We start from the raw sequence: 18,193 nt of genomic DNA, 5'->3' as shown, positions 1-18,193 counted from the left end.
TCAGTAGTCCTCCACGTAGGGCCGCACGGTTCCCGGTGGCGGTACGACCTGTTCGGAGTCCATCGCCACGCTGCGCGCCACCGAGCCGAAGACCAGTTCGGCGAAGCGCTCGATCGCCTGCGCGGGCGAGTCGCTGCGGCCCGCGAGGTACGCGGCGCTCGGGTCGGCGGCGATCGACGCGAGGGTACGGGGGTCGACGCGGCCGTAGCCGTAGGGCACGAGCAGGACGCGGCGCCCCGGGCCCGCGCTGGCCAGCAGCGCCTGATGCTCCGCGTACCAGCCCGCCGCGCGGTCGCGGTGGGCGGTGGGGCGGCCGTCGGTGAGCATGAACACCAGCGGTGACCGCGCGGCGGCGCCGAGCGCGGCCAGGTCGTGCGCGACGGTGCGGGCCGTGGCCTCGAAGACCACCGCGAACGACGTCGGCCCGGAGGCCTCCAGATCCGGCACCGCCGTCGTCGACGAGAGGCTGGTCAGCGGCAGGTCGACGCGGGCGTCCTCGGCGAAGGAGATCACCGAGAGGCGGACCGCCCGCCGGATCGTCGGGTCCTTGGCGAGCCGCGCCAGGAGTTCGCGCAGCACCGTGTTCACCACCTCGATCGCGGTGGCGGACCCGGTGGTCTCGGCCATGGACCCGGACCGGTCGGCGAGTACGTACAGCGGCAGCACGTTCATGCGCCGCTCCTCGGGGCGAGCAGCACCAGGGCCTTCTCCATCCGTCCGGCCCGTTCCCGCGGCAGGCGTACGACTTGGAGGACGTTGCCGGAGCGGGCCGGATAGCCGTCGAGCGTCACGCTGCGCTCCATGTCGACGAGCGCGGTGAAGTCGGCGGAGCCCCGCCGGTCCAGCTCGCCCTCCCCCTCCCGGGCCTCCCCCAGCTCGGCGAGGGCGCGCACGGCGTGCGCCCGCACCGCCGCCATCAGCTGGGCCCAGACGCTGCCCTCGGCGGCCTCGGGCACGAACGCCGACGCGGCCAGGTGGTGGGCGGCGATCACCCAGGCGCCCGGGTCGGCGGTGGCCGCGGCGGCGGGGCCCAGGGCGTCGCCCTCGGCGAGCAGCCGCAGCCGGGCCGACCAGCCGGGCACGGTGGTGACCTTGGTGTGGTCGACGAGGGCCACCCCGCGCATGGCGCCGAGGAGTTCGGCGACGGTCGGCAGCAGGCGCTCCACGGCTTCGCGCGGCGGCAGCCCGGACGGCAGCGGGGTGAGGGTCAGGCCGGGCAGGAGCCGCTCCCCGGCCAGGCGGAGGGTGACGATGTCGACCGCCGAGGGCCCCCACAGCTCGGGCTGTTCGCCGCGCTCCGCCGTCCCGGCCCGCACCCATTCGGCGAGCAGTCGGCAGGCGACCTGGCGCGGTCCCGCGGCGGCCACGCCCACCAGGCCGAGCAGCGGCGCCGCCGCCCCGTCGTGGCGGGGGTGCAGGTCGGCGGGGTCGACGGGGGTGCGCAGGACGGTGCCGAGGTCGTCGCAGAGGGCGCGGACAAGGCGGGCGGCGCGGCTTTCGGAGTCACTGCCCACGCCACTGCCCACGCCACTGCCCACGCCACTGTCCGCACCGCTGTCCGCACCGCTGGCGAGACCGCTTCCCGGTGCGCGGGCCGCGTCGGGCCGGGCGCCTTCGGCGGGTTTCACGGCGTCAGAGGGTGCCATTGAAGGGGTCCTTGCTCTCGTCGTAGAACAGGCCCGACTTCATGACCTCCTCGAAGACCTCGCCGGGTGCGGCTTCGAGCAGGTCGAGGGGCGCGGTCACGGTGCGGCGGAGGGGCCGTTGCTGGTGGAAGCGGAGCGCGCCGGTGGCGTCGAGGGACACCCAGACGTACCCCTCGGGCACATCGGCCAGCGTCCCGAACTCCCGGCGCGCCGGGTCCGGTCCCGCGTCCCGCTCCATCCTGTCGCCCGTCGGCGCCCCGGCCCCAGGCTCTGCCCCCGCACCGGCCCCCTGCCCCATCCCAGCGCTGGGCAGCCCCCAGTACAGCGTGATCCGCCGCGCGGCCACATGCAACAACAGCCCGCCCGCCGGGACCTGATCGCCCGCGAAGGCCAGCGGCTCGCGTTCCCGCAGGCCGACGCCGACCTGGTACACCTCCTGGTAGAGCGAGTAGCGCAGGGTGGCGGGGGCGCCCTCGTGCTCCGGCGGGGCGACCAGGCCGTGCGGTACGTCGGTGGTGTCGACCGGGGCGTCTTCGAGCCGCCAGCCCGGTGTGCCCTTGCACAGCAGGAGCGTGATGCGTTCCTCCTGGTCGATCTCGAAGCGGACGTTGACGCCCGCGGCGGCGAGTTGGTCCGCCTCGCTCTGCAGCATCGTGTAGGTCGCCCACAGCGATTCGGCCCCGAGGGCTTCGTCGCCTTCCTGGGCGACGTCGTAACGGTGCACGGCGAGGACGGCGCGCACCGGGTAGGTGAAGCGGCCCTCGGCGTAGGCGCGGCCGCCGGGTTCGAGTTCGAAGCGCTGGCCCCGGCTGAACACCGGGTCCTCGTACGCCCGCTGGGAACCCTGGCGCACATGGAAGTCGGCCGCCAGGTTCACGTACAGACGGCTGGCGTCGACGTCCAAGTAGGAGATGCCGCGCAGCAGTTCCGGGATGACCTCGGGGTCGTCGGCGTCAGGGCTGAGGTCGGCGACCGCGTCCAGGTACACGCCGCCCACCGCGGTCCCGGTCTTGGCGAACCGCGCGTCGAACTCGACCTCGAAGGTGGGCGCGAGCTGGTCGCTCTCGAAGCGGCGGCGCAGCCCGTCCTCGATGCCGCGGCGCAGCGCCGCCGCCTCCATGGAGCCGCCGGAGAACAGCACCCGGTCGACGCTCTCGTGACCGCCGCCCGACACGTCGAGGCCACCGCGAGCGATGCCGCCGGCCAGCCAGGTGATCTCCGCGACGAGGTCGCGGAGCTGCTCGGCGAGTTCGTCGGCGGTGACGGTCACCTCCGCCGCCGAGGGCTCGGCGGGCGCCGCGCCGTCCGGGGACACCGGCTGGGCGAAGGGGACGGCGCCGGAGTCCGGCGCGGCGCTGCCCGGGGCGGTGGCACAGACCCGGACCGTCGCCGGGGTCACCATCCCGAGCCCCTGCCGCTTCACCGCCTCGGCCGCCTCCCACAGGGCGTGGAACAGCTCCCTGCGGGGCGCGGCCTTCTCCACGCCCTGGAACCGGGTGTCGCCGGGCCTGATCCCGAACTTGCCGCGCAGCAGCGTGAAGAGCTGGGCGGTGAGGCGGTCCCCGCCGAGGTTGAGCCGTCCGCCCGAGGCGAGCACCTGCGGCTGGAGTTTGTAGAACCGGCCGGGGCTGTCCCCGGCGGCCGCCGGGGTCGCGTCGACGACGGTGACCTTGATCAGGGCGCAGTCGGTGGTCCCCCCGCCGACATCGATGACCAGCAGGTTCTCGTGCCAGGCGCGGGCCTTCGCCCACTCGTCGGGCTGTTCCCAGGCACGGCCGCCCTCGGGGCAGCGGGCGTGCAGCGTGAACGCCTCCACGCCGAGCAGGAAGTCCGCGCCGAGCCGCTTCATCATCGCGAACCCGGCGGCGGCCACGGCCTCGTCGATGTTCATCTCCACCTTGGTCGCGAGGGTGCGCAGCACGTCGAGGAGCTCGTCGCGCTTGTCCGGCGGCAGCTTGGTGGGGAAGGTCACGCTCAACGAGCCGATGGCGCGCGGCAGTTCCAGCTCGTCGGCGACCAGCTCGGCAAACCGCGCGTACACCCGCCGGAACAGATCCCGGCCGCTGAGCTCGGTGCCCGGCACCTCGTGCTCCAGGTCGGCCAGATGGCGCTTGGCGCCGCGGACGCGCTCGCCGGTGGCGTCGGACGCGAAGTCGACGCTGTCGCCGGTCACGACCAGATCGCTGGACCGCGGCCTGGTGTGGCTGACGTGGTGCACGTCCAGGGGCGCGCAGCCGAAGATCTCGCGCCATGCCTCGCCCCGGGCCCGGGGGATGCCGATGGTGCGTTCCTCGATCTCCTGCGCCGGGTCCGGCGAGTCGTCGGTGGCGAAGAGCTGGACCGGCAGCAGGCTCCTGGCCCGTTCCACCCCGGCGGCGGGCAGCGCGGCGTCGCTGCCGCTCACCCGGCGGCGGTCGAACACGCCGCACACGGCACGGCTGGTGCCGAAGTCGAGGAAGGCGCCGATGAGGTCGGGACCCTGTGTCTGCGCGGGGCTGCCGTCGGGCGTGGCCTGGGTCATGGGACGGTCTCCGATCTGCTCCGGGTCGAGCCGGAAGCTGCTGCGTGCCGACGGCGCGGGGACGCGGGACTCCGGTTGGTGGCGGCGGTAGTGGACGACGACCGTGGGCGCGCCGGGCCTGCGCCGCCACGGGGTGAGGGCGAGGTCGGCGTCGGCCGCCGCGCCGTCGACGGGCGGCGTGAACGCCGTCGTGCTGACGACCGCCGCGCCGTCGAGCACGTCGACGCGCTCTATGCGCCCTGGAACGGTGCCGCGCCGCAGTGCGAGGCCGGCGCCGCCCGGGTGGCCGTAGAGTTTCAGCGGCGGCCGGTCATCAGGCACTGCCCGCCCTCGCCGTCGACAGTTGCTGCAGCTCGGCGCCGATCTGGTTGAGCACGGCGACCGGTCCGGTGGAACTCACGAGCGCGAGCCGCTGCTGGACGAGGAGTTCACCGAGGGCCTTCTGGGTCAGGACGACGGCGGGTTCGAAGGTGTCGATCAGCATCCGCTCCAGGAGCCGGGCCAGCTCCTCGCGGACCCGGGCGACCTGCCGGAAGTAGAGGCGCGCGGCCGGGCGGGACCCGGCGTCGTCGGTGGTGTGGCGCCCGGCCAGGTGCTGCAGCAGACGCCTCGCCATGCTGTCGACCTGCGCGGCCGCCTTGGCGTCGGCGTCCGCGCGCAGCCGCCGTTCCGCCTCGTCCACGTCCGGTCCGTGCGGCGCGATGAGCCGGGCCTGCGGCGCCTCGGTGGCGAAGTCCGCGCGGGTGTGCGAGGCCCACCAGCTCGCGAGGGCGTCGGTCAGCTCGGCCCGCGTTCCGTCGATGGCGCCCGCAGCGAGGCCGGCGACGTCGAGGTCGCGCAGCGGCTGCAGGGCTTCGGCCTCCACCCGGCCCCCGGAGCGGCTCTGTTCCACGGGGAGCCGCACCTTCGACCAGGCGTCCGCCGCGTACACGGCGGTGTCGGCCTGTTCCCTGGCGATGCGCCGGAGGTCGGCGATGGGCCGCGCGTCGTCGCGGGCCGCCGCCTCCTGGCGTTTGATCTTCCCGGCGGCGGGGACGTGTCCGCCCGCCTCCTTGAGCAGCCGGATGCCGTCCTCGATGAGCTGCTCGAACTCCAGCGAGTCGACGTGCGCGGCGTCCTTGTCGGCCAGTTCGGCGATGAGTTCGCGCAGGCGGCCGACGCCGCCGTCCGCGAGGGCGCCCTCGACGGCGGTCCGCAGCTGACCGCCGGTGGCCCCGGACGGGTCCCAGGCGGCGGCCCGCCACTGCTCGCGCGCCGGTTGGGTGCCCTTCCAGATGTGCGGGTTGTCCGGGTCGAAGGCGATCCAGGCCGCCTCGTCGGCGGCGGCCCAGGGCCCGCAGACAGCGGCGACGCGGGTCTCGCGGCCCGGCCGTCCGTGCGCCCCGATGTCGCGCACCATGGAGGCGATGTTCGTCTCCAGGACGCGCAGGGAGTTGGCGTTGCCCGGGTTGTCGACGGCGTCGAGGCGGGTGGCGACGAACACGCAGTGCGGGTCGGGTGCGGCGCGCGGCGTCGTGAACTGGGTGCCGCCCCCGCAGGCCACGGTGAGCAGCGCGATGTGCGCGCGGCTCTGCGTCTCGGCGATGACGACGTCCTCCAGCGCGCCGCCCTTGCGGGTGCCGGGGGTGTCGACGATCACCACGGACCGCCCCGCCGCCCACGCCAGCGGCCACGCCTCGGCCGGGACGCGCACGCGCGCGGTCACCCGGGCGATGAGCGGGCTGCCCCGGCCGCTGCTGAAGGTGAGGGAGCCCTCGCGGGCGGACAGCTGCTCCAGGGTCAGCGTCTCGCCGTAACCGAGCTGTTCGACGGCCGCCAGCATCTCCTGGACGAGGCCGACGTTCGGGTGCGGTGTGCGGCTCAGCTCCTCCAGGGTCCGCCGGTCGTCCTCCTCGACGTCGAGCAGGCGCCGGGCGCGGCGGCGCGCGCCTTCCTCGGTGAGAGTGACGACCTTGTACTCGGGCGGCCCCGTGGGGCCCTCGTCCTGGACGAGACGCAGCTCCGTGGAGACCGCGCTGACCGCGCCCGGACCCACGGAGAGGATGTCGTCGCGCCCGAGGAGCAGTCGCAACGTGGTGGACTTCAGCGAGGAGTTGGCCCCGAGGGCCACGATCCTGACCTCACCGGCGGTGGTGTGCCGCAGCCGTTCGAGGACGACCCGCAGTTGGCCGATCCGGTCGACGAGCACGGGCGAGTCGGCGGGCAGCGCAAGCCGCGCCAGGCCCGCCTCCAGCTTCTCCAGCTTCCTGACCAGGTATGTGTCCCCCATCGGGTGCCTCCCCCCTCGGCGTCCGGGGAGCACCACCCCGAGCGCGCGGAACGCCGTCACCCCGGCGGGTGGGCGGCGGCTCCAGGCCCCTCAGCCTGAACCACTTTTCATGATTTTGATAGACATCAAACACTGGCTGACACACCGTCAGCTGCACGTGTCCCACGTGCTGTCGGCGCCTCAGCCGTGCGGCACCACCGCGATGGGGCAGGCCACGTGGTGGACGACGGAGTGCGCGGTTCTGCCCAGGCCCGGCCCGGCCTGCGCGTGGCGGCCGACGACCAGGAGCGAGGCACCCGTCGCGGCCTTCAGCAAGTGGTGCCCGGTGCGCCCGAACCGGACGTGCTCGACGACCTTCGTGGCGGGGTGGGCCCGGCGCCACGGCAGCAGGGCCGCCGTCAGCTTCCGGCGCGCGTGCTCCGCGCGCTCGGCGAGCACGTCCGGGACGGCCCGGCCCGGGGCGTAGGCGACGAGCGGCGGCACCGTCCACACGTGCACCACGTGCAGGGGGGCGCCGCGGACGGCCGCGGCGTCGAAGGCGTATCCGGTCAACTCGCCGCCCGGGAGCGGCAGATCGAGCGCGAGGACGACCGGCCGGTACGGCGTGCTGCGCGAGGGTCCGCCGTCGGCGTCCGGGACATGGGCGTCCTCGGGGCGCTCCCCGGCGCGGACGAGCACGACGGGCCGCTCCGCGCGCGCGGCCACCGCGGAGGCGACCGAGCCGACCAGGAAGCCGTCGCACCCGGACAGGCCCCGGGAGCCGAGGACCAGCGTCTCGGCGTCGGCGGCCGCCGCGAGCAGTGCGGCGGCCGCCGGGCCCGAGGGCTGCTGGGCGTGGATCCGCAGCGCCGGGTGGACGTACGACAGCGTGATCGCCGCCCGGTCGAGGACGCCCCGGGCCCGGTCGGCGACAAGGGCCCGGCGTGGCTGCCGGTGCGGGTCCGGGTCGGCCGCGACGTGCAGGAGGCACAGCGGCACGCCGCGGCGCAGGGCCTCACGGGCCGCCCAGTCGGGGGCGTCCATACCGGCGAGGGTGCCGTCGATGCCCGCGGTGACCGTGCGGGTGCGGTCACCGGCGGCAAGGCGGGTGCGGATCGTCGGGCAGGGACGGGGTGACGTGCGGCGGCGATTCATGGCGTGCCTCGGTGGGGGTGCGATCCGGTGCTGTTCGGGGACGGGTCGGGGACGGGTCAGTACGGCCACGACCAGTCCGCGACCTCGGGCAGGTCGGTGCCGTGGTCGCGGATCCAGGCGTGGTGACGGGTGCGTTGGTCGGCCATCCGCTGGCGCAGGGCCGTGGCGCGGACGGACAGCTCGGGGACGCGGTCGATGACGTCCATGACCAGGCGATACCGGTCGAGGTCGTTGCGTACGACCATGTCGAAGGGGGTGGTCGTCGTGCCCGACTCCTTGTAGCCGCGCACGTGGAGGCGGCCGTGGCCGGTGCGTCGGTAGGCGAGGCGGTGGATCAGCCACGGGTAGCCGTGGTACGCGAAGATCACCGGCCGGTCGCGGGTGAACAGCGCGTCGTACTCGAAGTCGGCCATGCCGTGCGGGTGTTCCTCGCGCGGCAGCAGCCGGGCGATGTCGACGACGTTGACGACGCGCACGGCGACTTCGGGCAGGTGCTCGCGCAACAGCGCGGCGGCGGCGAGGACTTCCAGGGTGGGGACGTCCCCCGCGCAGGCGAGGACGACGTCCGGGTCGCGCAGGCCGTCGTCGGTGCCCGCCCACTCCCACACGCCCGCGCCGCGCGCGCAGTGGGCGCGGGCCGCGTCGAGGGTCAGCCAGTCGAAGCAGGGCTGCTTGCCCGCGACGATCACGTTCACGTAGTCCCGGCTGAGCAGGGCGTGTTCGGCGACGGACAGCAAGGTGTTGGCGTCCGGCGGCAGGTAGACGCGTACGACCTCGGGGCTCTTGTTGAGGACGTGGTCGACGAAGCCGGGGTCCTGGTGCGAGAAGCCGTTGTGGTCCTGGCGCCAGACGTGCGAGGTCAGCAGGTAGTTGAGGGAGGGGATGGGCGCCCGCCACGGCAACTGCCGTGCCGTACGCAGCCACTTGATGTGCTGGTTGACCATGGAGTCGACGATGTGCACGAACGCCTCGTAGCAGGAGAACAGGCCGTGACGGCCGGTGAGGAGATAGCCCTCCAGCCAGCCCTGGCAGAGGTGTTCGGACAGGACCTCCATGACGCGGCCGTCGGTGGCGAGGTGCTCGTCGGTGGGCAGCGTCTCGGACTGCCAGGCCTTGCCGGTGACGGTGAACAGCGCGCCGAGGCGGTTCGACTCCGTCTCGTCGGGGCCCACGACGCGGAAGTCGCGGCGCTCGGCGGTGTCGGCCATGACCTTGGCGAGCATCCGGCCGAGGACCCGGGCGGGCTCGTGCAGGGCGGTGCCGGGCTTGTCGACGGCGACCGCGAAGTCCTCCAGGGGGCGCAGCGGCAGGGTGCGGGTGAGCAGGCCGCCGTTGGCGTGCGGGGTCGCGCCCAGGCGCCGGTCGCCCGCGGGCACGCAGGCCAGGACCTTCGGGGTGGGGCGTCCTTCGGCGTCGAACAGCTCCTCGGGGCGGTAGGAGCGCAGCCAGGCCTCCAGTTGGCGCAGGTGCTCGGGGTTCTCGCGCACGCCCGCGAGCGGCACTTGGTGCGCGCGCCAGGTGCCCTCGACCGGTTGGCCGTCGACGTGCGCGGGCCCGGTCCAGCCCTTGGGCGTACGCAGCACGATCATCGGCCACGCCGGACGGGGCCCGCGCTTGCGGGCGGCGCGGGCGTCCCGCTGGATGGCCCGGACGCGGTCGACGGCCCGGTCCAGGGCGGCGGCCAGGTCGCGGTGGACGGCGCGCGGGTCGTCGCCGGTGACGTGCAGGGGCTCGTGGCCGTAGCCGCGCAGCAGGGCGTCGAGTTCGGCCTCGGGGATGCGGGACAGGAGCGCCGGGTTGGCGATCTTGTAGCCGTTGAGGTGCAGGATCGGCAGGACCGCGCCGTCATGCACGGGGTCGAGGAACCGGCCCGAGTGCCAGGACGCGGCCAGCGGCCCGGTCTCCGCCTCGCCGTCGCCGACGACGCAGGCCACGAGCAGGTGCGGGTTGTCGAAGGCGGCGCCGTAGGCGTGCGCGAGGGAGTAGCCGAGCTCGCCGCCCTCGTGCAGGGAGCCGGGGGTCTCGGGCGCGACGTGGCTCGGTACGCCGCCGGGGAACGAGAACTGCCGGAACAGCCGCGCCATGCCCGCCGCGTCCCGCGTGACGTCGGGGTACGTCTGCGTGTAGCTGCCCTCCAGCCAGGAGTTGGCGAGGACGGCGGGGCCGCCGTGGCCGGGCCCCCACACGCACAGGGCGTCCAGGTCCCGCTCCTTGATCAGCCGGTTCAGGTGCGTGTGGACCAGGTTGAGGCCGGGGGACGTGCCCCAGTGGCCGAGGAGGCGCGGCTTGATGTGCTGGGGCCGCAGCGGCTCGGTCAGGAGCGGGTTGGCGAGCAGGTAGATCTGGCCCGCGGTGAGGTAGTTCGCGGCGCGCCAGTGGGCGTCCAGGGCGGCGAGTTGATCCTTGGCCATGGGTGACGGACCTCGATTCTGTCCGGGTTCGTAGCCGAGTTCGCGTCCGGGGCGGTGTCCGGGTCCCCGGCCGCGTGTCTGTCCGGTGGGCGGCCGGGTTCCACGTTTGGTGCGGTTCAGACGGGGCGGTCCGGACGGTGCGGTTCGGGCCGGTCGGTGCGGCCGGGTCGGGTGCGGGTACGTCTGGTACGTCCGGTACGCGCGCCGCGGCGCCGTCGCCCCTCAGGCATGCGGCACCACCGTGACCGGGCACGCGGCGTGGTGCAGGACGGCGTGGTTCACGGGGCCGAGCTGGAGGCCGGTGTGGCCGGGGCGGCGGCGGGCGCCGACCACGATCAGGTCGGCGGCGGCCGAGGCGTCGAGCAGGGCGGCGCGGGCCTGGCCCTCGACGGCCTCGTGCCGCACGGCCACGGCGCCGTGGTCGCGTACCGCCGACCGCAGGGCCGCGTCCAACTCGCGTTCCGCGCGCAGCCGTCGCGGGTCGGCGGCACCGGCGGGACGCGGTCCGCCGGTGGTCTCGGGCACGGGGCGGCGCCAGGCGTGCACAGCGAGGAGTTCGGTGTCGCGCTGCTGGGCCGCGCGGACGGCGTACCCCACCGCCGCCGCGGCCCCGGCGGCCTCGTCGACGCCGACGACGACGCGCCGGAACCCGCCGCGCAGGCTCTGCTCACCACCGCGCACCACGGTGACCGGGCACGACGCGCGGGCCGCCACGGACAGGCTGACGGAGCCGAGGAGCAGTCCGGCGAGACGGCCGCGCCCCCGACTGCCGACGATCACCCCGGCCGCCTGGCGGCTCTCGCGGATGAGGGCGGCGGCCGGGTCCTCGTCCAGGACCTCGCTCGTCACGTCGAGGGAGCGGTCCCGTTCGCCCGCCCGCGCCTTCGCTGCCGCGAGGACGCGGTCGGCCTGGGCGCGCACGGCCTCGCGGTTGATGCCGAACGACGGTTCGTGCCCCTCGTACCACTCCCATCCCGACGCGTGCACGATCCGCAGCGGCAGTGCGCCGCGGGCGGCCTCGTCGGCGGCCCAGTCGAGGGCCCGCAGGCTCGACCGGGAGCCGTCCACTCCGACGATCAGTGTCCCGTCCACGGCGTACGGCCTCCTCGGCGTGGTGTCCGCGCCCGCTGCCGGGAGCCGCCGCCCGCCCGGCGGTTCCCACCATGACGTTGACATGCCACGACCGCGCGGGGCAGAGGCGAACCGGCCCGATGAGGGGGACCGACCGGCCCCTGCCGCGGGACGTCTCCGTGCGGAAGGTGCGGACGTACGGGGTCAGCGCCGGGTGAGGGCCGCGCGCTGGGCGGCGCTGAGCCGCCCCGGCCTGGCGGCGACACCGTACGTGTCCGGCGCCGGGCGGCGCAGGGTCAGCGGATCGGCGACGTCCGGGTGCTGCTCGGCGTCGTACAGGGCCGTGGCGACGCGCGCCTCGGACCAGCCGAGCGCGGTCGCCAACTCGTCTGCGGTCAGGGGCACTTCGGCGTGGACGAGGGCGGCGAGGACGGTGAGGGCGTCGGCGAAGGCGTCGGCGGCGGTGCCTCCGGCCATGTCGTCGCTGAGGCTCGTGAAGAACTGCCGCATGACGGCGAGGCGGGCGCCCGCGGGGGTGCCGGGGTGCAGGATCCCGGCGCCCGCCTGCGCGGTGTCGGCCATCATCGCGTGCGTACGGGCGCTGGTCAGCCAGGTGCGCAGCCACACGTCGTCGTCGATGACGTACGCCTCGCGCCGCCCGACGGCGCGGTGTTCGCGGCGCAGCACGTCCAGGCGTTCGAGGTAGGCGACGGCCTTCGACACGGAGGCGGGGCTGACCCGCAGCCGCCGCGTGAGGTCGGCGGCGGTCAGTGAGCCGGAGTCGGTCGTGACGAGGCTCGCGAGGACGCGGGCCGCCATGCGCGGCAGCCCCGTGTGCACCATGAGTTCCGCGAACTGGTCCACGAAGGCGCGCACCGCCGCCGGGTCGCGCCCGTACGCCGCGTCCTCGGCGGGCGCGTCCTCGCCCCGGGCCGACGCGGCGCGCCGGGCACGGCGTGCGGTGGCGTGGTGGGCGTGGTCGGCCCGGTAGCCGCGGGGGCCGCCGTTGCGGGCCACTTCCCTGCTGACGGTCGACGTCGGCCGGTCGAGCCGCCGGGCGATCTCCGCGTACCCGAGCCCGTCGGCGAGCCCGGCGGCGACGCGCAGCCGGTCCTCGTGGGTGAGCCTGCCTCCGGGCATCGTCGCGCGCTCCCCTCCGCCGCCGTGGCCTCCGGTCGATGACCCGGACAGTATCCGTTCACGAGCATGCCATTGCAACGCCGAGAAACCAGGTATTGCGTTCACCTTCAATCCCATTGCAACGGATAGGCATATCCCCCGCCAAAAAACCCCTCACCACTACCCCAATCCATTGCGCCCCCCATAAACGCAACGTAGCTTTCGCGGCCTATGAACAGTGAGGGCACGGCACCGATGACTACGAAGACCAGCTGTGGCGGCGTCGCGCTCGACGTCGAGGGGCTGCGGATGCGGTACGGCACGACCGACGTCCTGCGGGACGTGACGTTCCGCGCCCGGCACGGCGAAGTGGTGGCGCTGCTCGGGCCGAACGGCGCGGGCAAGTCGACCACGATCGAGATCCTGGAGGGCTTCAGGCTGCGCTCGGCGGGGCGGGTCACCGTCCTCGGCACGGATCCCGCGCACGCCGACGAGCGGTGGCGGGCCCGCGTGGGCGTCGTCCTGCAGTCCTGGCGCGACCATGGCAAGTGGCGGGTGCGGGAGCTGCTGACGCACTTCGGCAGGTACTACGTCCCGTACGCCACCGAGGCGGTGCCGCGGCCGTGGGACGCCGATGAACTCCTCGCCGCCGTGGGCCTGTCGGCGCAGGCGGGCGACAAGGTCAGGACGCTGTCCGGCGGGCAGCGGCGGCGGCTCGACGTGGCGGTCGGTCTCGTCGGCCGCCCCGAACTCCTCTTCCTCGACGAGCCGACGGCGGGCCTCGACCCACGCGCCCGCTACGAGTTCCACGACCTGGTCCACCGCCTCGCCGCCGACCACCGGACCACGATCCTGCTCACCACGCACGACCTCGCGGAGGCGGACAAGCTCGCCGACCGCATCATGATCCTGTCCGGCGGCCGGATCGTCGCGGACGGCTCCGCGGCGGACCTGGCCCGCCGCGCGGCCGCGGCGGACGAGGTGAGCTGGACGCGCGAGGGACGGCACTTCACGCACAGGACCGGCGAATCGACGCGGTTTGTAAGGGAGTTGTTCCTGGAGCACGGTGAGGCGATCGGTGACCTTGCGGTGCGCCGGGCGTCGTTGGAGGACACGTACCTGGCGCTGGTACGGGAGCACGGGACCGGGTCCGGCGGTGCGGCCGGTGCGGGTGCGGGGCAGAAGGCGGTGGCGGCCCGATGACCACGGCGCATCCGATGAACACGGTGCTGCGGGCGGGGTGGAGCCGCGGGGTGATCGAGCTGCGGCAGACGTTCACCAACGGCGCCGACCTGGTGTCGCATCTGCTCTGGCCGGTGCTGATGCTCACCGCGCTGTACTTCATGCGGGACAGGGAGTTCGGGTCGAGCGGGCTGCTGCTCGGCAGCCTGGCGCTGCCGAGCATCCTGGGCATGAACGCCGCCATGGGCATGGTCACGATGAGCCAGGTCCTCACGGCCGAACGCGAGGACGGCACGCTGCTGCGGGCCAAGGCGACGCCGGGCGGGATGCGGAGCCATCTGACCGGCAAGGTCGTCACCGTCGCGGGCGGGCTCGTCGCCGACCTCGTGATCCTGCTCGTCCCCGGCATGCTCCTCATCGACGGCATGGCGGCGGGCAGTGCGGGCTCCTGGCTGACCGTGGCGTGGGTGCTGGTGCTCGGCATGCTGGCGACGCTGCCCGTCGGGGCGATCCTCGGCTCGCTCTTCCCGAGCGCCCGCAGCCAGGGACTGATCCAGCTGCCGATCATGGCCATGATCGCGATCTCCGGCATCTTCTACCCCGTCACGTCCCTCCCGGACTGGCTCCAGCTCGTCGCCCAGGCCACCCCCATTTACTGGCTCGGCCTCGGCATGCGCTCCGCGCTGCTCCCCGACGCCGCGGCGAACGTGGAGATCGCCGACTCCTGGCGCCACCTGGAGACAGCCGCGGTCCTCGGCGCCTGGGCGGCACTCGGCCTGGCCCTCGCCCCCGTGGTCCTGCGCCGGATGGCTCGCCGCGAGTCGGGGTCGGGGGTGGCCGAGCGACGGGAGCGGGCGCTGCAACGCGTGGGCTAGGGACTGCCCGGTGGCGCGACGCCGTGCCGACCCGTCGGCCGGTGGCGAGGTAGTAGTGCGGGATCTCCCGCTTGGAGCGGCTCATCAGCTCGGCGACGGCGTGGCGCATCGCTGCCGCACGCCGGTCCTTGGCCGCGGATTCCGTGGTCGGTGCCGGAGCCGCACCGTCGTCCGTGCCTGCCGTTCCGGACGCCCGGTCGGCACCGTCGATGCTCGACGTGCCCCCGGTGGCCGGCTGTCCTGACGCGGCCACGCCCCCGGGCGCGATGGCGGTCCGCGCTCCTACGGCCGCACGCACAACGGCGACCCGTACCGCGCCGCTCTCACCGGCGCCTCGGAGGGCGGCGAGGTCCACGTGCAGTTCGCCGGCGAACCGTCGGGCGTAGGGAGTGGCCCGCACCCGGGAGGGGCGTTTCGGCTCGGTGCGCTCGACATCGGTCCGGGTGATCCGCCCGCCCCGCCCTGTGCCGTGGACGGCCGCAAGGTCGACCCCCCGCTCCGCGGCGAGATGGCGCACGAGGGGGCCTGCCTCAAGGCGTGGGACGTCCTGGGCGATGACGTCGGGCTGTGCGGGACTGCCCGTCGGCACCAGAACGCGGGGCTCGCTCGCAGCCGGCGCCGTCGGTAGGGGCCTGTCCTCCACAGGGCCTCCTCGTGCCCCGTCGCCGTCTCCTGCCCGGGTTCTCGCCGGCTTCACCACAGGTACCGGCGCGGCCCCTTGGTCCGACGCGGCGTGAGGCTTCGCGGGAACCGCCCCCACTGTGCCTGTCGGCGCCGGGCTCGGTGCCACCGCCTGCTCCGGAAGCAGCACCGGCCCCAGTGCTCGTGGGCCAGGGGCATCGGCCGAAGCCCCGATCGACGGTGCCTGCAGGCAGTTCGCCAAGGACTCGGCCGCAAGAATGTCGAACTCGCCGTGGAGCTCGACAACAGCGCCTTTGGAACCGTCCCTCTGCTCGATTCGGAAGAAAGCCTGCCCCTGAGACATGATGTGAAGCGTCCTCGCCACATCGTGGTGATCAGCAGGAGACGGCAAAACCCGTCGTGTTCGCCGTGGGACCTCGTGACGGCGCACTTCACGTGCCTGCACGGTACGACCACCGCCGGAAGGAACACGGCCGCCGGGTGGCCCATTGCCGCTGCCACATGCAACTACACGGCACTATTCGGCCAGCTGCAACCATGGATCACATGGCTCGACCGTGGTTGCACGGTGAACCGCCATCCTGTTCCGGGCACTTGGAGACCGCTGCCGGGGTAGGCAGGATGGCGGGCAGTTCCCAGGCACCGGGTACGGGGAAGTACGACCGCAGGAACGCTGTGATCAGCGTCTGCTGAGCGTCCCACTCACCCTCGCCGGAGACCGTGTCGTTGAGGCAGAACACATGCCGGTCCCGCCGGGCCAGCAGAGTGTCCAGACGTGCGCCGAGGCCGGGGTGCGACAAGTCCAGGTACGCGTAGCGGAGATGCCCTGGGACGGCGCGTGCGGTGTGGAAGGCGTAGTAGTGGTGCAGGGAAGAGACGATGGACAGGTCAGTCAGGCCCCGGAACCGACTGCTGGCCGTGGCCTGGTGTTGCTGCGCGAATCGCTCCTCGATCTCGTACAGCACACTGCGGCGCAGCGCGTGCGGTGTGTGCTTCATCTTCTGAGCGATTCGCGTGCCGAAGGAGGCCTCGATGAGGGCCCGGTTGTTCTTGCCGGCGGCAGCGACCGGCACGTCCTGGTCGTCCGGCGGCCCCGGTGGGATGAGTGCCGACGAGGGGAAGAACTTCGTCAGACCGTTGGCCAGGAAGAAGTCCTGTGGCGAGGTGAGTCGGCCGAGGAACACATCGTCGTTGAGGTAGAGATAGTGCTCGGACAGGCCCTCGATGTGGTGAATTTGGCTTTCGATGGCGTGTGAGTTGAACGTCGGCAGCACACTCGGATCGCTGAAGATCTCCTTGTGGCTCACGACCCTGAGCCCGGGGGCGTTCGTGTCGAGCCACGCCGGGATCTGATCGTCGGTGACCAGGTAGACGGTCCGCACCCATGGCGCGTTCTGGCGCAGCGAACGCAGCGAGTAGCGCAGTTCGTCGCGGCTCACATAGCGGGCGGCGTTCGCTGACTCCTCGTGGTACGCCTGCCCGGCGCAGTCCGCACGACGCCGCAGCCACGCCCGATCGCGTCCGTCGACCCACGTGTACACGGCGTCGATGGGAAAGCGGATGTCCTCGGGGCCAGGGCGCGCGAACTCCCTCCGCGTGCGGACATCGGGCAGCGGGTTGCTTGCGGACGCGAGCCCAGTGAAGAGGGAGTCGGACACACGCGTCGAAGTGCCGCCACGGGCCACCCGATCCGCCGTCCGGTTGCAGCGCGGGGCCACCAGCGTCTCACCGTCCTGCGACCAGAATTCCACGTCACAGCCGTACTTGGGACCCAGGATCAGCTGCCCCTGCGGGTCGCTGTGGTACCAGGTCAGCCGGATGACGTCGGCTTCGGCCACAGCTCGCCAACCGGCCGGCTCGAAGCCCGGCCTGGTCGCCCGGCGCCGTTGCCACGTCCGGTCCACTGCGTTGACGTATCCGGGCAGGGCACGACACGCACCCGCAAGGGCACGATGGGCCGCTGCCCTGTCCTCGGCGGCGACTGCGACGACCGCCGAACTCTGACTGCGGCCACGCACGCAGAAGTAGTCGAGACCCGCGGCGTCCAGGGCCCGGCGAACTGCGGCCTCGTTGGAGTTGCGCGCCTGCAACGGCGACGGAGCAGAGCGTACGAGCACGGCCTTCGGAACGCCCCGCACCAACCGCACCGCTCGGTCCGCCCCAGTACCGAGCGTCGGATAGCGGTGCACCAGACAGCTCGCCCGCACCCTGCCCAGCAGTCGTGGCGCGGAGGGAACCATCGCGAAACGCTGCTTGGCCCGAGCCCGGGCCCCCACCGAGACGCGTGCGACCACACCGCGTCTGAGGGGTGCGGGGACCACCCACCGGTACAGGCGAAGCAGCCAGGAAACTTCTGGGTTCCGGGCTGCACCGGCCGCCATGGCTCCCTGCCGCAGGCGGTCGGTCCCGGCTCCGGCCACGTCCCTGGCACAACGCGTCATGTCGTCCATCGACTGCCTCCCGGGCCAATGTCGCGCCGCGAGCCTCCAGACGCCCGGAGCCACCTGGGACGCCGTCGGGGCCGAACAGGCCATGTCCGTAGGGACCATCGGGACCACGGCACCGGTCCCCTCCGGCACCCGCAGCCCGGGGCCTCGGTCCGGGGGTGGCAGTGACGGACGCAGTCGACGTCCTCACACTGCGCCGTGCAGGCATCGCCCCTTGTCGGATGCCCCTGCGGGGCAGCCGCTCGCCTTGAGCGCCTGGGTACTCCAGGCACTCTCATGCGCCTTTGCCACCCTGTTTGTCACCGGGTTCACCGGGGCGGTCCGCAAGGCCTGAGGTTTTGCCTGCGAGCCGTCAGGTGCCAGACAGCTCGCAGGCGATGCCCCCGGCCCAGGCATCGATGGCCGGCCAGTCGCGGAAGTCGCCGTACCGGCTGCCCATCAGCCGGAACACCACCCGCCCTGCGAAGGACAGTTGGCCGGGCTTGATGACACCCGACATGAGCCGGTGCTCCCGGTAGGGGACGTACCCGGGCAGATCCTCGGTGATGACCGACTCTTCCTTCCGGGCCATCCGCTTCCACGGACCGCGCAGGGCGTCGGGCAACCCCACGCTGAAGAGCCACACCGGGCGCTGGCCGAGCAGATCGCTGTTGCGGCGCAGGAAGTCCTTCGCCTCGTCCAGCCAGGCCTGGCCGTGCACCGCACTGCCGAGCACGAACGCGTCGTAGGCGTCCTCGTCGTCGACCTCGGCCATGGGCCGCACCGCGACCTTCAGGCCCGCGTCGCCGAGTCCTACGGCAAGTCGCGTCGCGATCTCCCGAGTTGATCCGTGTGCGGTGGCGTACCCGATCAGGACGTGCATGTGATCACCTCGAT

General features: G+C 73.5%; 12 protein-coding genes and 1 pseudogene. 2 read left to right on the top strand and 11 right to left on the bottom strand.

Going from position 1 to position 18,193, the window contains the following annotated elements:
- From IE274_RS09105 to IE274_RS09070, 8 genes are all read right to left on the bottom strand, one after another.
- Positions 1 to 672, bottom strand: coding sequence for a vWA domain-containing protein (locus tag IE274_RS09105; RefSeq protein WP_190115101.1), 672 nt, complete (start codon positions 670 to 672; stop codon positions 1 to 3).
- The gene (locus tag IE274_RS09100; protein ID WP_190115100.1) at positions 669 to 1,646 is read right to left on the bottom strand and encodes a hypothetical protein; all 978 of its coding nucleotides are present in this window, start codon (positions 1,644 to 1,646) and stop codon (positions 669 to 671) included. The genes IE274_RS09105 and IE274_RS09100 overlap by 4 nt, the downstream gene beginning before the upstream one ends.
- Entirely contained in the window at positions 1,633 to 4,488 is a 2,856-nt protein-coding gene (locus tag IE274_RS09095; protein ID WP_190115099.1) for an acetate and sugar kinases/Hsc70/actin family protein, read from the bottom strand. Before IE274_RS09095 ends, IE274_RS09100 begins: the two co-directional genes overlap by 14 nt.
- The gene (locus IE274_RS09090; RefSeq protein ID WP_190115098.1) at positions 4,481 to 6,436 is read right to left on the bottom strand and encodes a GTPase family protein; all 1,956 of its coding nucleotides are present in this window, start codon (positions 6,434 to 6,436) and stop codon (positions 4,481 to 4,483) included. The genes IE274_RS09095 and IE274_RS09090 overlap by 8 nt, the downstream gene beginning before the upstream one ends.
- A gap of 180 nt (positions 6,437 to 6,616) precedes the next feature.
- Complete coding sequence (locus IE274_RS09085) at positions 6,617 to 7,570, bottom strand: universal stress protein (protein WP_190115097.1); 954 nt, start codon at positions 7,568 to 7,570, stop codon at positions 6,617 to 6,619.
- 56 nt (positions 7,571 to 7,626) lie between these two features.
- Positions 7,627 to 9,981: a phosphoketolase family protein gene (locus IE274_RS09080; protein WP_190115096.1), complete on the bottom strand. Its 2,355-nt coding sequence runs from the start codon at positions 9,979 to 9,981 to the stop codon at positions 7,627 to 7,629.
- 222 nt (positions 9,982 to 10,203) lie between these two features.
- The gene (locus IE274_RS09075; RefSeq protein WP_229909395.1) at positions 10,204 to 11,073 is read right to left on the bottom strand and encodes a universal stress protein; all 870 of its coding nucleotides are present in this window, start codon (positions 11,071 to 11,073) and stop codon (positions 10,204 to 10,206) included.
- Between the two features lie 183 nt (positions 11,074 to 11,256).
- Positions 11,257 to 12,192 (bottom strand): GbsR/MarR family transcriptional regulator, encoded by a 936-nt coding sequence (locus IE274_RS09070; protein ID WP_190115094.1) that lies wholly within the window; start codon positions 12,190 to 12,192, stop codon positions 11,257 to 11,259.
- A 234-nt stretch (positions 12,193 to 12,426) separates the two neighbouring features.
- Here IE274_RS09070 and IE274_RS09065 point away from each other — a divergent pair, with 234 nt between their 5' ends.
- Both IE274_RS09065 and IE274_RS09060 read left to right on the top strand, forming a co-directional pair.
- Positions 12,427 to 13,374 (top strand): ABC transporter ATP-binding protein, encoded by a 948-nt coding sequence (locus IE274_RS09065; RefSeq protein ID WP_229909394.1) that lies wholly within the window; start codon positions 12,427 to 12,429, stop codon positions 13,372 to 13,374.
- On the top strand, positions 13,371 to 14,228 hold the full coding sequence (locus tag IE274_RS09060; RefSeq protein ID WP_372447260.1) for an ABC transporter permease: 858 nt from the start codon (positions 13,371 to 13,373) through the stop codon (positions 14,226 to 14,228). The genes IE274_RS09065 and IE274_RS09060 overlap by 4 nt, the downstream gene beginning before the upstream one ends.
- 319 nt (positions 14,229 to 14,547) lie before the next feature.
- Here the strand turns inward: IE274_RS09060 and IE274_RS09055 are convergent.
- The 3 genes and pseudogenes from IE274_RS09055 to IE274_RS09045 all read right to left on the bottom strand — a co-directional run.
- Positions 14,548 to 15,213 (bottom strand): annotated as a pseudogene (locus IE274_RS09055) (E3 binding domain-containing protein); the annotation flags it as partial.
- Between the two features lie 199 nt (positions 15,214 to 15,412).
- Entirely contained in the window at positions 15,413 to 17,320 is a 1,908-nt protein-coding gene (locus tag IE274_RS09050) for a stealth family protein (protein WP_372447261.1), read from the bottom strand.
- Between the two features lie 349 nt (positions 17,321 to 17,669).
- Complete coding sequence (locus IE274_RS09045) at positions 17,670 to 18,179, bottom strand: flavodoxin domain-containing protein (protein ID WP_190115092.1); 510 nt, start codon at positions 18,177 to 18,179, stop codon at positions 17,670 to 17,672.
- Positions 18,180 to 18,193: the final 14 nt, after the last annotated feature.

Origin of the sequence: Streptomyces flavofungini (assembly GCF_014650815.1) — a bacterium.
Lineage (GTDB): Bacteria > Actinomycetota > Actinomycetes > Streptomycetales > Streptomycetaceae > Streptomyces > Streptomyces flavofungini.
Note: the sequence above shows the minus strand (reverse complement) of the source record. Positions and strands in the feature narration are given on the sequence as shown.

Coding starts and splice junctions, on each gene's coding strand:
- IE274_RS09105 (WP_190115101.1), bottom strand. CDS start 672: ATGAACGTGCTGCCGCTGTACGTACTCGCCGACCGGTCCGGGTCCATG.
- IE274_RS09100 (WP_190115100.1), bottom strand. CDS start 1,646: ATGGCACCCTCTGACGCCGTGAAACCCGCCGAAGGCGCCCGGCCCGAC.
- IE274_RS09090 (WP_190115098.1), bottom strand. CDS start 6,436: ATGGGGGACACATACCTGGTCAGGAAGCTGGAGAAGCTGGAGGCGGGC.
- IE274_RS09085 (WP_190115097.1), bottom strand. CDS start 7,570: ATGAATCGCCGCCGCACGTCACCCCGTCCCTGCCCGACGATCCGCACC.
- IE274_RS09080 (WP_190115096.1), bottom strand. CDS start 9,981: ATGGCCAAGGATCAACTCGCCGCCCTGGACGCCCACTGGCGCGCCGCG.
- IE274_RS09070 (WP_190115094.1), bottom strand. CDS start 12,192: ATGCCCGGAGGCAGGCTCACCCACGAGGACCGGCTGCGCGTCGCCGCC.
- IE274_RS09065 (WP_229909394.1), top strand. CDS start 12,427: ATGACTACGAAGACCAGCTGTGGCGGCGTCGCGCTCGACGTCGAGGGG.
- IE274_RS09060 (WP_372447260.1), top strand. CDS start 13,371: ATGACCACGGCGCATCCGATGAACACGGTGCTGCGGGCGGGGTGGAGC.
- IE274_RS09050 (WP_372447261.1), bottom strand. CDS start 17,320: ATGGACGACATGACGCGTTGTGCCAGGGACGTGGCCGGAGCCGGGACC.
- IE274_RS09045 (WP_190115092.1), bottom strand. CDS start 18,179: ATGCACGTCCTGATCGGGTACGCCACCGCACACGGATCAACTCGGGAG.